The organism is Pseudaquabacterium pictum (assembly GCF_005403045.1).
Lineage (GTDB): Bacteria > Pseudomonadota > Gammaproteobacteria > Burkholderiales > Burkholderiaceae_C > Pseudaquabacterium > Pseudaquabacterium pictum.
Genome location: NZ_BJCL01000001.1, coordinates 861,795 through 874,432 on the forward strand (window position 1 = coordinate 861,795; position 12,638 = coordinate 874,432).

Below are 12,638 nucleotides of genomic sequence, written 5' to 3' on the forward strand. Positions count from 1 at the left end.
TCAATCAAACCACACAATGCCGGCGGCCCACTACAGTTCAGTCATTGCAGTTTTCCCCAACCCCTCCCGAGGAGCCCACGATGTCGATCATCAACACCCAAGTGCAGCCGTTCAAGACCACCGCCTTCGTCAACCGCGCCGGCAAGGGCGAGTTCATCGAAGTCTCCGACGAGAGCCTGAAGGGCAAGTGGTCGGTCCTGATCTTCATGCCGGCTGCCTTCACCTTCAACTGCCCCACCGAGATCGAGGACGCCGCCGACAACTACGCCGCCTTCCAGGCCGCCGGCGCCGAGGTCTACATCGTCACCACCGACACCCACTTCTCGCACAAGGTGTGGCACGAGACCAGCGACGCGGTGCGCAAGGCCAAGTTCCCGCTGGTGGGCGACCCGACCCACACCCTGAGCAAGGCCTTCGACGTGCTGATTCCCGAAGAAGGCCTGGCGCTGCGCGGCACCTTCATCATCAACCCTGAAGGTCAGATCAAGACTGCCGAAGTCCACAGCAACGAGATCGCCCGCGACGTGTCGGAAACCCTGCGCAAGCTGAAGGCCGCCCAGTACACCGCCGCCAACCCCGGCCAGGTGTGCCCGGCCAAGTGGAAGGAAGGCGCCAAGACCCTGGCACCGTCGATCGACCTCGTCGGCAAGATCTGATTCCGTTTCCATGATGAAGAACGGGGCGGGCCGCCGGCCTGCCCTCTTCCCCCGGCCTGACACCCTGTTCAGGCCCCGCTGACAGCCTCCAACGCGACCCTGGCGCCGGAGGCTGTCAACGGGGTCCGACCGACTCCGCCTCCTCCAATCCGCCGACAAAGGACACCGCCATGTTGGACGACAGCATCAAGGCACAACTCGCTGCCTATTTCGAACGCATCACTCAACCGATCACGCTGATCGCCAGCCTGGACGATTCCGAAGGCGCGCAGCAGATCCGCGAACTGGTCACCGAGGTGGCCGCGGTGGCGCCGGCCAAGATCAGCGCCCGCTTCGACGGCAGCTTCGAGCGCCGGCCGTCGTTCCAGATCACCCGCGTCGGCCACGACATGGGCGTGCACTTCGCCGCCGTGCCGATGGGCCATGAATTCACCTCGCTGCTGCTGGCCCTGCTGTGGGCCGGCGGCCACCCGCCCAAGGTGGAGCCCGAGGTGCTGGAACAGATCAAGGGCCTGGACGGCGACTTCGCCTTCGACACCTGGATGAGCCTGACCTGCCACAACTGCCCGGACGTGGTGCAGGCCATGCACCTGATGGCGGTGTTCAACCCGCGGGTGCGGGCCGTGGCCATCGACGGCGGGCTTTTCCAGCAGGAAGTGGAAGACCGCCAGATCATGGCCGTGCCCAGCGTCTTCCTGAACGGCGCGCCGTTCGGCAACGGCCGCATGGAGGTGGCCGAGATCCTGGCCAAGATCGACACCGGCGCGGCCAAGCGCGAGGCCGCCAAGCTCAACGAGCGGGCGCCCTACGAGGTGCTGATCATCGGCGGCGGCCCGGCCGGCGCCGCGGCTGCGGTGTATGCGGCGCGCAAGGGCATCCGCACCGGCATCGTGGCCGAGCGCTTCGGCGGCCAGACCATGGACACCCTGGGCATCGAGAACTATCCGTCGGTGCTGGAGACCGAAGGGCCGAAGTTCGCCGCTGGCCTGGAAGCCCAGGTGCGCCACTACGGCGTCGACATCATCACCCTGCAGCGCGTGGCCAAGATCGACCCGGCCGGCGAGGCAGGTGGCCAGGCCACGGTGACGCTTGAGAACGGCGCGCAGCTGAAGGCGCGCAGCGTGATCCTGGCCACCGGCGCCCGCTGGCGCAACATGAACGTGCCCGGCGAGGCCGAGTACCGCACCAAGGGCGTGGCCTACTGCCCGCACTGCGATGGCCCGCTGTTCAAGGGCAAGGACGTGGCGGTGATCGGTGGCGGCAACTCGGGCGTGGAAGCCGCCATCGACCTGGCCGGCGTGGTCAAGAGCGTCACCCTGCTCGAATTTGCCGACCAGCTCAAGGCCGACCAGGTGCTGGTGGACAAGTTGAAGAGCATGCCCAACGTCACCATCCATGTGAATGCGCAGACCACCGAGGTGGTGGGCGACGGCCAGAAGATGAACGGCCTGAAGTGGAAGGACCGGGTGACCGGCGACGAGCACAGCCCGGCGCTTGCCGGCGTGTTCGTGCAGATCGGCCTGGTGCCCAACACCGAGTTCCTGAAGGGCACGGTGGAGCTGAGCCGCTTCGGCGAGATCATCATCGATGCCAAGTGCCACACCAGCGTGCCGGGCATCTTTGCCGCCGGTGACGTGACCACGGTGCCGTACAAGCAGATCGTCATCGCCGCCGGCGAGGGCTCGAAGGCGGCGCTCAGCGCCTTCGACCACCTGATCCGCACGCCGGCGCCTGCGGCTGCCTGACCGGCACGGTTGCCGGGCGGGGACACGGCGAGAATGGGGGCGGCTTCGGCCGCCCCTTGTCATTTCTCGAGCCGCTGCCAGCCCACCATGTCGACCGACCAACTTCTGCTGCTGGCGCTGGGCGCCGCACTCGGCGGCTTTGTGCAGGGCATCTCCGGCTTCGCTTTCGGCATGGTCGCGATGTCCATTTGGGCCTGGGGGATCGACCCGAAGCTGGCGGTGATGCTGTCGGTGGCCGGTGGGCTCAGCGGGCAGATCCTGTCGACCTTCACCGTGCGGCGGGCGCTCTCGCTGGGCACGCTGTGGCCCTACCTGGCCGGTGCATTGGTCGGCATCCCGCTGGGGCTGGTGCTGCTGCCGCTGGTCGATGTGCACGGCTTCCGGCTCGGCCTGGGCGTGGTGCTGCTGGTGTTCTGCCCGCTGATGCTGCTGGCCGAGCGGCTGCCGGCCTTCACCCGGGGTGGGCGCGGTGCCGACGGCCTGGTCGGCATGGTCGGCGGGGTGATGGGCGGGCTCGGCGGCTTCACCGGCATCGCGCCGTCGCTGTGGACCACGCTGCGCCGCTACGACAAGGATGTGCAGCGCGGGGTGCTGCAGAACTTCAACCTGGCGGCGCTGGCGGCGACGATGGCCGGCCACATCGCCAGCGGCAACGCCGACGCACGTCTGCTGCCGGCGCTGGCGGTGGTGCTGCCGGCGCTGATCATCCCGTCGGTGCTGGGCGTGCGGGTCTACCGCGGCCTGAGCCCGCAGGCCTTCCGGCGCGTGGTGCTGCTGCTGCTGATCGCCAGTGGCGGCGTGCTGGTGGCTGGCTCCGCCGGCCATTTCCTGCGCGCCGGGTGACGGCCCCGCATGGCGGCCGGCCGCGCCTGGCCGGCAAGGCAGAATGCGCGGTTTTGCCCGACTGACCCGAGGACGATCCGCGCGTGTTCAAGAACCTGATGGTGTACCGGCTGGCGCCGGACTGGCAGCCCGCGGTGGCGGCGATCGAAGCGGCCCTGGCCACGCAGCCGTTTGCCGAGTGCGGCGCCACCCAGCCCCGGACGATCGGCTGGGTGCCGCCGCGCGGCGATGAGCACGGCGCGCTGGTCGAGGCCATCGACGGCCAGTGGCTGTTGCAGCTGATGGTCGAATCCAAGCTGGTGCCAGGGTCGGTCATCAAGCGCCAAGTGGAGACGCTGGCCGCGCAGATCGAGAAGACCACCGGCCGCAAGCCCGGCAAGAAGGAGACCCGGGAGCTGAAGGACCAGGCCCTGCTGGATCTGCTGCCGATGGCCTTCACCAAGCGCGGCACGGTGAAGGTGTGGATCTCGCCGGCCAGCCGGCTGCTGGTGATCGATGCCGGCAGCGCCAGCCGCGCCGACGAGACCCTGACGGCGCTGACCCAGGTGCTGCCCGGCCTGTCGGCCCAGCTGATCAACACCACGCAGTCGCCCGAGGCGGCGATGGCCGACTGGCTGGTCAGCGGCGAGCCGCCGGCACCCTTCACCATCGACCGCGACTGCGAGCTGAAGGCTGCCGATGGTGAGAAGCCGGTGGTGCGCTATGCCCGCCATGCGCTGGACCTGCCGGAGATCCGCGAGCACATCGCCGCCGGCAAGCGCCCCACCCGCCTGGCGCTGACCTGGAACGACCGGGTGTCGTTCACGCTGACCGAGAGCCTGCAACTGAAGAAGATCGCCTTCCTCGATGGCGTGTTCGAGGGCCGGGTGGCCGATGGCGACGAAGGCTTCGACGCCAACGCGGCGATTGCCACCGGCGAGTTGGCGCCGATGATCGGCGAGCTGATCGATGCGCTGGGCGGCGAGCAGGTCTTCGGCGCCGCTGCAGCCACCGACGTCACAGCCAAGTCCGCCGAGGCGCCTGCAACGCCGACTGGATCCGAGGTGCCTCCCTGGGAGGCAACGGCCTAAGCCGACTTGCGCTGGCGACGGCGCCCCAAGCCGAGCAACGCCACCACACCCACGCCCATCATCAGCATGGTCTGCGGCTCGGGCACGGCGGCCAGCATGCCGGCGGCCAGCGCCTGGTGCGTGAAGGTGCTGGGATGGATGTCGTCGAAGTAGTAGTGGTTCAGGCCGTAGCCGCTGCACACAGGCTTGACACCTTCGATGTAGCAGGCGTCGGTGGTGTTCACGCCGTTCGCTGCGGCCTGGGCGAGCGTCAGCTGCTGGGCTGCAAAGGTGTCGAAGTAGTAGAACTTCTCATCGGTCCAGGCCGCTGCCAAGGTCCCGTAGGCATCCATCAGGGACGCATTGAATAGCCCGGAGACGAAGCTGAGGCCAGCCGCCGTGCCGGGCAGCACCTTGTCGGCTGCCAACGCCCGCGGCGTGGCGCCGAGGTCCGGCAGCAGTGGCAGGAGGAAGTTCTTGGCCCCCTTGGCGTGCAGCGTGCCGACGGCGGTGGCGAGGTTGCCGACGGCATTGGCGATGGTCGTCGGAACCGGCTGTCCTGCCGGCGCCTGCAGGAAGTCATTCGCGCCAGCCCAGACCAGGAACAACGACCCGCTGTCGGCGGTGTTCGCGCCGAGCGATGCGGTGAAGGCATTGACCTGCGACAGCAGACCGGTGCCGGGCACCCGACCGCCTGAGCCGGTGGTGGCGCCGCCAAAGGCGTGGTTGCCGTACTGCGACGCACCCAGGCCCAGGCCCGCCGCCAGGTACTCGGCGGCGACCGGGCCGTTCGAGAAGCGGCCGAAGAAGTAGGGCGCGCCCGGGGCGCCGACCAGCGCCTGGAGGTTCCCGTCGTCGCTGAGGCTGTCGCCGAAGACCTGCAAACCGCTGAATGCGGCAGAGGCCGGCAGCGTGACGGCGAACAGCGTCGACGCCGACATGGCAGCCATCAGCCATCGGTTGGAGAACTTGAGCGACATGGATGACCCCCGGGCAGTTGTGACCAAATTCACAGGGTATGCCAAGGGCAGTGGATCCGGCAAGACGCCGGACCCGTCAAACAGGGGTCGACCCCGCGAATCAGGTGTCCTTGCTCACCTTGATCGACGGGAACTTGCTGGAGAAGTCCTTGGCCTTCTCGGCGATCTTGACCGCCACCTGGCGCGCCACCGCCTTGTAGATCGCGGCGATCTCGCCGTCGGGGTCGGCCACCACGGTGGGGCGGCCCGAGTCGGCCTGCTCGCGGATGGCCATGGTCAGCGGCAACGCGCCCAGGTAGTCCAGCTGGTACTGCTCGGCCATCTTGCGGCCGCCGTCCGCGCCGAAGATGTGTTCCACGTGGCCGCAGTTGGTGCAGACATGCACCGCCATGTTCTCCACCAGGCCCAGGATGGGCACGCCCACCTTCTCGAACATCGAGAGGCCCTTCTTGGCGTCGAGCAGGGCGATGTCCTGCGGCGTGGTCACGATCACCGCGCCGGTGATCGGCACGCGCTGGCTCAATGTCAGCTGGATGTCGCCGGTGCCCGGCGGCATGTCGACGACCAGGTAGTCCACGTCCTTCCAGTTGGTCTGGCGCAGCAGCTGGTCGAGCGCCTGCGTGGCCATCGGGCCGCGCCAGATCATGGCCTGGTCGGCATCGACCAGGAAACCGATCGACGCCACCTGCAGGCCGTGGCCCTGCATCGGCTCCATGGTCTGGCCGTCCAGGCTCTCGGGCCGGCCGCTGATGCCCAGCATCATCGGCTGGCTGGGGCCGTAGATGTCGGCATCCAGCACGCCCACGGTGGCGCCCTCGGCGGCCAGCGCCAGGGCCAGGTTGACGGCCGTGGTGCTCTTGCCCACGCCGCCCTTGCCCGAGGCCACGGCGATGATGTTTTTCACCCCCGGCAGCAGCTGCACGCCGCGCTGCACCGCATGGGCGGTGATGCGGCTGGTCACATTGACGCTGACGTTGCCCACGCCCGGAACCGACCGCGCCGCGGCGATCAACTGCCGCCGCAGGCCGGCGATCAGGCTCTTGGCCGGGTAGCCCAGCTCCACGTCGAAGGCCACCTCGTCGCCATCGATCTTCAGGTTCTTCAGCTGCCGGCCGGCGACGAAGTCCTTGCCGGTGTGTGGATCGACCACGGTCTTCAGGGCATCGAGCAGGCTGGCTTCAGAGGGGCTTGTCATGGTGGTGTGCAGGGAGCAGGCGCAGAGCGCGCGAGTCTAGCGGAGCCGCCTGCCCGCCACCCGCCACCTAGAATTGCGGGTTCTCCTGATCGGACGGTCCCATGCCCCGCAAGCTCTTCGTCACCACCGCCCTGCCCTATGCCAACGCGGCCTTCCACATCGGCCACATGATGGAGTACATCCAGGCCGACACCTGGGTGCGGGCGCAGCGCATGATGGGGGCCGAGGTGAACTTCGTCTGCGCCGACGATGCCCATGGCGCGCCGATCATGATCGCCGCGGAGAAGGCTGGCCTGACGCCGCAGCAGTTCGTCGCGCAGATCGCCGCCGGCCGCCAGCAGTACCTGGACGGCTTCCACATCGCCTTCGACCACTGGCATAGCACCGACGCACCCGAGAACCATGCGCTGGCGCAGCAGATCTACCGCCAGCTGCGCGACAACGGCCTGATCGCCAGCCGAACCATCGAGCAGTTCTTCGACCCCGAGAAGGGTATGTTCCTGCCCGACCGCTTCATCAAGGGCGAATGTCCCAAGTGCGGCGCCAAGGACCAGTACGGCGACAACTGCGAGGTCTGCGGCACGGTCTACGCGCCCACCGACCTGAAGAACCCGTACTCGGCCCTCAGCGGCGCCACGCCGGTGCTCAAGACCAGCGAGCACTACTTCTTCAGCCTGAGCGACCCACGCTGCGTGGCCTTTCTGGAGCAATGGACGCAGGACGGCAAGCTGCAGCCCGAGGTGGCCAACAAGGTGCGCGAGTGGTTCGTGCGCGACGAGCATGGCAAGCCCGCGCTCGGCGACTGGGACATCAGCCGCGACGCGCCCTACTTCGGCATCGAGATCCCCGACGCGCCAGGCAAGTATTTCTATGTCTGGCTGGATGCGCCGATCGGCTACCTGGCCTCGCTGCAGGCCCTGCTGGCAAAGCGGGGCGAGGACATGGATGCCTACCTGGCCCAGCCCGGCCTGGAGCAGGTGCACTTCATCGGCAAGGACATCGTCACCTTCCACACCCTGTTCTGGCCGGCCACGCTGCACTTCTCCGGCCGCAAGGTGCCCGACCACATCCATGTGCACGGCTTCCTCACCGTCAACAACGACAAGATGAGCAAGAGCCGCGGCACCGGCATCAGCCCGCTGCGGTACCTGGAACTGGGCCTGAACCCCGAGTGGCTGCGCTACTACCTGGCCGCCAAGCTCAGCGCCCGGGTCGAGGACATCGATTTCAACCCCGAGGACTTCATCGCCCGCGTCAACAGCGACCTGGTCGGCAAGTACATCAACATCGCCAGCCGGGCGGCGGGCTTCCTCGGCAAGCGCTTCGGCAACACCCTGTCGGCCGATGTGGGTGTCGAGGGCCGCGCCCTGCTCGACGGCCTGCGTGCCCACCAGGCCACCATCGCCGGCCTGTACGACAGCCGAGAATTCGCCAAGGCGGTGCGCGAGACCATGGCCCTGGCCGACCGGGTGAATGAGTACGTCGACCAGCACAAGCCCTGGGAGCTGGCCAAGAAGGAAGGCGCCGAGGCCGCGCTGCACGATGTGTGCACCGTGTGCATCGAGGCCTTTCGACTGCTGACGATCTACCTCAAGCCCATCCTGCCGGCGCTGGCGGCGCGGGTCGAGGCCTTCCTGCAGGTGGGCCCGCTGCAGTTTGCCGACGCAGCGCGCGCCCTGGGCCGCCATCAGATCGCCGACTACCAGCACCTGATGCAGCGCGTCGATGCAGCCAAGGTCGAGGCGCTGATCACCCCGCCGGCGCCACCCGCGCCGCCGGTGGTGCACCCGGGTGGCGAGCCCATCGCCGCCGAGATCGGCATCGATGCCTTTGGCGCGGTCGACCTGCGGGTGGCCAAGATCGTCAACGCCGAGCTGGTGGAGGGCAGCACCAAGCTGCTGAAGCTGACGCTGGACGTGGGCGAAGGCCGCACGCGGCAGGTCTTCTCCGGCATCCGCAGCGCCTACGCGCCGGAGCAGCTGGTGGGCAAGCTCACCGTGATGGTGGCCAACCTGGCGCCGCGCAAGATGAAGTTCGGCATCAGCGAGGGCATGGTGCTGGCCGCCAGCCATGCCGACGAGAAGGCCAACCCGGGCATCTTCGTGCTGGAGCCCCACGCCGGCGCCCAGCCCGGCATGCGGGTGCGGTGAGGGCGCGTTGACCGCCCTGCCCGGCCGGCGCGCCCTGCTGGCTGCGCTGGCTGCGGCGGGTGTGGGCGGGCGGGTCGGGGCCACGGCCGCAGCCGACGACGGGGCATTCGACTTTGTCGCCCTGGGCGATGCGCCCTACGGCCCCGACCTGCTGGCCGGCCCGCCCTACCGCGCGCTGATCGACCGCATCAACGCACTCGGCCTGCGCTTTGCCATCCATGTCGGCGACTTCAAGGACGGCACGGCGGCCTGCAGCGACGACGAATACCAGCTGCAGTGGCAGCACTTCCGGCGCTTTGCAGGTGCCCTGGTCTACACCCCCGGCGACAACGACTGGCTGGACTGCCACCGCCGCGGCGACGATCCGCTGGAACGGCTGCAGTCGCTGCGGCAGCGCTTCTTCGCCGGGCCGCAGTCGCTGGGCCAGCGGCCGCTGGCGCTGGAGCGCCAGGCGGAGCGCATGTCCGACCATGCCGACTACCGCGAGAACCAGCGCTGGCAGCACCAGGGTGTGGTGTTCGCCACGTTCCACACCGTGGGGCCCACCAATGGCTTCGACGCCAGCAGTGCCGCGGTGCGCGCCGAGGCGCAGCGCCGCGAAGCCGCCAACAGCGCCTGGATGGCCGACAGCTTCGCGCTGGCCCGGCGCAGCGGCGCCCGAGCCCTGGTGCTGGCCACCCAGGCCGAGCCGCTGGCCTATGACCGCCCCGCCGGCCCGCGGCGCGGCAGCCTGCAGCCAGGCTTCACCGCCATCGGCCGCACCCTGCTGCCGCTGGCCGCTGCCGCACCGCACCCGGTGCTGCTGGTGCATGGCGATGCGCATGTCTACACCTTCGACCAGCCCTTCGAGACCGCCCAGGGCCGCTGGATCGCCAACCTGTGGCGGTTGCAGGTGTTTGGTGATCCGCGGATGCACGCAGTGCGGGTGCGGGTGCAACCGGCGGTGGCGGGCGCGCCCTTCGCCTGCGCACCGGTCTGGAACCCGCTGTCCACCGATCCGCGCCGGGGCGTGCACCGCGCGCCGTAGCATGCACGGCAGGAGGCCGCATGCTGCCCTTGCGCTTGTCCACTCGCCTGCACCCGTTCCGCCCGCGCCTGCTGCTGGCCCTGTCAGGCTATGACCGCGGCCGCCTGCTGGCCGATGTGGGCGCCGGCATCACCGTGGGCATCGTGGCCCTGCCGCTGGCCATGGCCTTTGCCATCGCCAGCGGCGTCAAGCCCGAGGCGGGGCTGTTCACAGCGATCATCGCCGGCTTCCTGATCTCGGCGCTGGGTGGCTCGCAGGTGCAGATCGGCGGGCCGGCGGGCGCGTTCATCGTCATCGTCTACGGCATCGTCGAGCGCTACGGCCTAGCCAACCTGCTGATCGCCACCAGCATGGCTGGCGTGCTGCTGTTCCTGATGGGCTGGCTGAAATTGGGCGCGCTGGTGCGCTACATCCCGGTGTCCATCGTCATCGGCTTCACCAACGGCATCGCGGTGCTGATCGGCCTGAGCCAGCTGAAGGACCTGCTGGGCCTGCCGATCGACAAGATGCCCGGCGACTTCTTCAGCCAGATCGCCGTGCTGTGGCAGCACCTGGGCCAGACCAACTGGGCCGCCGTGGTGGTGGGCCTGGCCTGCCTGGCCACCGTGGTGCTGTGGCCCAAGAGCTACACCATGCCGGTGGCGCCGCAGGGCATCACACCGCACCTGCGGCGCTGGGCGGCGCACCTGCCGGGCACCATCGTCGCCCTGGCGGGCGCCACGGGGGCGGTGCTGCTGCTGCACCTGCCGGTCGAGACCATCGGCTCGCGCTTCGGCGGCATTCCGCAGGCACTGCCGGCCTTCGCGCTGCCCGAACTCAGCTGGGCCACGGCGAAGCTGCTGGTCATTCCCACTGTCACCATCGCGCTGCTGGGCGCCATCGAGAGCCTCCTGTGTGCCCGCGTGGCCGACAACATGGCGCCGCAGCACCCCCGGCATGACCCCAACCAGGAGCTGATGGCCCAGGGCGTGGCCAACCTGGTGACGCCGTTCTTCGGCGGCATCCCGGCCACCGGCACCATTGCCCGCACCGTCACCAATGTGCGGGCCGGCGCGGCCACGCCCATCGCCGGCGTGGTGCATGCGCTGACGCTGCTGGCCATCGTGCTGGTGGCGGCGCCGCTGGCGCTGCATGTGCCGCTGGCGGCACTGGCCGGCATCCTGCTGTTCGTGGCCTGGAACATGGGCGAGTGGCGCGAGTTCGCGCGGCTGAAGCACTTCCTGCTGCCCTACCGGGCCACGCTGCTGGGCACCTTCCTGCTCACCGTGGTGTTCGATCTCACCGTCGCGGTGGAGGTGGGCCTGCTGATGGCCTGTGGCTTCTTCATCTACCGCATGGGGCAGCTGTTCGCGGTGCGGCCGCTGCCACCAGCCGAGGGCCTGGCGCCGGGCGTGGCGGTGTTCGAGCTGTTCGGCGCGCTGTTCTTCGGCGCGGTGGGCAAGATCGAGGCGCTGCCGGCACAGCTGCCGCCCGGCACCCGCTGCCTGGTGCTGCAGATGCACCGGCTGATCTCGATGGACACCTCGGGCATCGACGCCCTGCAGCAGCTGCACCGCACTTTGCAGCGCCAGGGCGTGGCGCTGGTGCTGGCCGAGGTGAACCCGCAGCCGCTGGGGCTGCTGCAGCGCTCGGGGCTGGCCGCCGCGCTGGGCGACGGCGCGATCGCGCCCAGCCTGGCCGCGGCACTGCAGCGGGTGCCGGCGGCACCGGGCTGAGCGCTGGCGCGCCAGGCGCGGTTTCGCCCGGCACTTCCAGGCTTTCCGGCCGGCGGCGCTGCGCAGAATCGGCAGCTCTTCCGCCATCCGCCACCCACCGTGTCCACCCTGCTGATCATCGTGCTGCTGGTGCTGGGCGTGGCCGCGGGTCTGGTGGCCGTGCTGCGGCGCGGGCCGGATGCCGGCACGGCGGTTGCGACGCCTCCGCCATCCAGACCGGCCGCACCGCCGCCATCCGCACCGGCCACGCCGACGCCGGCCGTCCCTGCCATCGCGCCCGCGCCACCACCGGCGCCGCTGCCCGCCGCGCTGCGGGCCTTCCGCCTGGTGGCGCACGACAGCCTGCCGCCCGACCAGGCCGCCGCCCTGGTGCAGCAGCTGCAGCAGATCCCGCCGCCGCCGCTGACGCTGCACAAGTTGGTCTCGCCCGAGTTCCTGGAAGCAGCCCGCCCGAGCGTGCTGGCCGATCTGGTCATGGCGGAGGCGCAGATCGCCGCGCGGCTGCTGGCCACCGTCAATTCGCCGCGCTACGGCCTGCGCAAGCCGGTGGCCAGCGTGGTGCAGGCGATCAGCCTGCTTGGGCTGAACACCGTGCGCGCGCTGTGCCTGCAGCACCTGCTGCACCACAGCCTGGGCCACCCGGGCCCGGCCCAGCGGCAGCGGCTGGACCGGCTGCTGCGCGCCAGCACCCTGTCCAGCGCACTGTGCGAGCGCCTGGCCACGCCGCTGGGCCTGGCCGAGCCCGGCGCACTGGTCACCCAGGTGGTGCTGGGCCACCTGGGGCCGCTGGCCAGCACCGTGCTGCTGCCGACCGACAGCCCGGCCTGGAGCCCGCAGCCCAGCCTGCTGGCACGGCTGCAGGCCGAGCAGCAGGCGCTGGGCCTGGGCGCCGGCGAGCTGGGCGTGCTGCTGATGCAGACCTGGGGCCTGCCGGCCAGCATCGTGCAGGATGTGCGCGACACCGACAACCTGCTGCTGACACCCGCCCACCTGGTGGACCCGCGCCGCGCGCCGCGGCTGGCGCTGTGCTACCTGGCCACCCGCCTGGGCGAGCGCCTGGCCCAGGGCAGCCTGGCCAGCCTGGCCGATCTGCCGGATCCGTCCGGTGGTCCGGTGCTCGATCCGGCCGACCCCGACTTTGCCCACCTGGGCAGCTACCTGGCGCTGCCGGCGCTGGCACTGCTGCCGGGCCTGCTGCGCGCACCCGGCCTGGTGGACGCGGTGGCGGCGCTGCAGGCCGAGGGCGCGCCGCCCGGCTGAGCCCGGTGCGGCCGCCGG

General features: G+C 69.9%; 10 protein-coding genes. 8 read left to right on the forward strand and 2 right to left on the reverse strand.

The features are described from left to right. The first annotated feature begins 80 nt into the window (after positions 1 to 80). The 4 genes from ahpC to FFT10_RS03875 all read left to right on the forward strand — a co-directional run bounded on the left by ahpC (position 81) and on the right by FFT10_RS03875 (position 4,314). Complete coding sequence (ahpC, locus tag FFT10_RS03860; protein WP_137731419.1) at positions 81 to 656, forward strand: alkyl hydroperoxide reductase subunit C; 576 nt, start codon at positions 81 to 83, stop codon at positions 654 to 656. Between the two features lie 170 nt (positions 657 to 826). After that, a complete protein-coding gene (gene ahpF / locus FFT10_RS03865) occupies positions 827 to 2,401 on the forward strand; it encodes an alkyl hydroperoxide reductase subunit F (RefSeq protein ID WP_137731420.1) in 1,575 nt (524 codons plus the stop codon). 87 nt (positions 2,402 to 2,488) lie between these two features. Next, positions 2,489 to 3,244 (forward strand): sulfite exporter TauE/SafE family protein, encoded by a 756-nt coding sequence (locus FFT10_RS03870; protein ID WP_137731421.1) that lies wholly within the window; start codon positions 2,489 to 2,491, stop codon positions 3,242 to 3,244. Positions 3,245 to 3,327: 83 nt separating this feature from the next. Next, positions 3,328 to 4,314 (forward strand): recombination-associated protein RdgC, encoded by a 987-nt coding sequence (locus tag FFT10_RS03875; RefSeq protein WP_137731422.1) that lies wholly within the window; start codon positions 3,328 to 3,330, stop codon positions 4,312 to 4,314. Here FFT10_RS03875 and FFT10_RS03880 read toward each other — a convergent pair. Both FFT10_RS03880 and apbC read right to left on the reverse strand, forming a co-directional pair. Further along, complete coding sequence (locus FFT10_RS03880; protein ID WP_137731423.1) at positions 4,311 to 5,336, reverse strand: SGNH/GDSL hydrolase family protein; 1,026 nt, start codon at positions 5,334 to 5,336, stop codon at positions 4,311 to 4,313. The genes FFT10_RS03875 and FFT10_RS03880 overlap by 4 nt on opposite strands. 37 nt (positions 5,337 to 5,373) lie before the next feature. Continuing rightward, entirely contained in the window at positions 5,374 to 6,468 is a 1,095-nt protein-coding gene (apbC, locus tag FFT10_RS03885) for an iron-sulfur cluster carrier protein ApbC (RefSeq protein WP_137731424.1), read from the reverse strand. A gap of 101 nt (positions 6,469 to 6,569) precedes the next feature. On the opposite strand from apbC, the gene metG reads away from it, so the two are divergent. The 4 genes from metG (at position 6,570) to FFT10_RS03905 (ending at position 12,620) form a co-directional block, all read left to right on the forward strand. Beyond that, on the forward strand, positions 6,570 to 8,618 hold the full coding sequence (metG, locus tag FFT10_RS03890) for a methionine--tRNA ligase (protein WP_137731425.1): 2,049 nt from the start codon (positions 6,570 to 6,572) through the stop codon (positions 8,616 to 8,618). Positions 8,619 to 8,625: 7 nt separating this feature from the next. Then, on the forward strand, positions 8,626 to 9,645 hold the full coding sequence (locus tag FFT10_RS03895) for a hypothetical protein (protein WP_137731426.1): 1,020 nt from the start codon (positions 8,626 to 8,628) through the stop codon (positions 9,643 to 9,645). Positions 9,646 to 9,665: 20 nt separating this feature from the next. Further along, complete coding sequence (locus tag FFT10_RS03900) at positions 9,666 to 11,360, forward strand: SulP family inorganic anion transporter (RefSeq protein WP_137731427.1); 1,695 nt, start codon at positions 9,666 to 9,668, stop codon at positions 11,358 to 11,360. Positions 11,361 to 11,459: 99 nt separating this feature from the next. Further along, positions 11,460 to 12,620, forward strand: a complete 1,161-nt coding sequence (locus FFT10_RS03905; protein WP_137731428.1) for an HDOD domain-containing protein — start codon at positions 11,460 to 11,462, stop codon at positions 12,618 to 12,620. The last annotated feature ends 18 nt before the right edge of the window (positions 12,621 to 12,638 follow it).

Excerpts from the sequence above, each read along its gene's own strand:
- ahpC (WP_137731419.1), top strand. The coding sequence starts at position 81 with ATGTCGATCATCAACACCCAAGTGCAGCCGTTCAAGACCACCGCCTTC.
- ahpF (WP_137731420.1), top strand. The coding sequence starts at position 827 with ATGTTGGACGACAGCATCAAGGCACAACTCGCTGCCTATTTCGAACGC.
- FFT10_RS03870 (WP_137731421.1), top strand. The coding sequence starts at position 2,489 with ATGTCGACCGACCAACTTCTGCTGCTGGCGCTGGGCGCCGCACTCGGC.
- apbC (WP_137731424.1), bottom strand. The coding sequence starts at position 6,468 with ATGACAAGCCCCTCTGAAGCCAGCCTGCTCGATGCCCTGAAGACCGTG.
- metG (WP_137731425.1), top strand. The coding sequence starts at position 6,570 with ATGCCCCGCAAGCTCTTCGTCACCACCGCCCTGCCCTATGCCAACGCG.
- FFT10_RS03900 (WP_137731427.1), top strand. The coding sequence starts at position 9,666 with ATGCTGCCCTTGCGCTTGTCCACTCGCCTGCACCCGTTCCGCCCGCGC.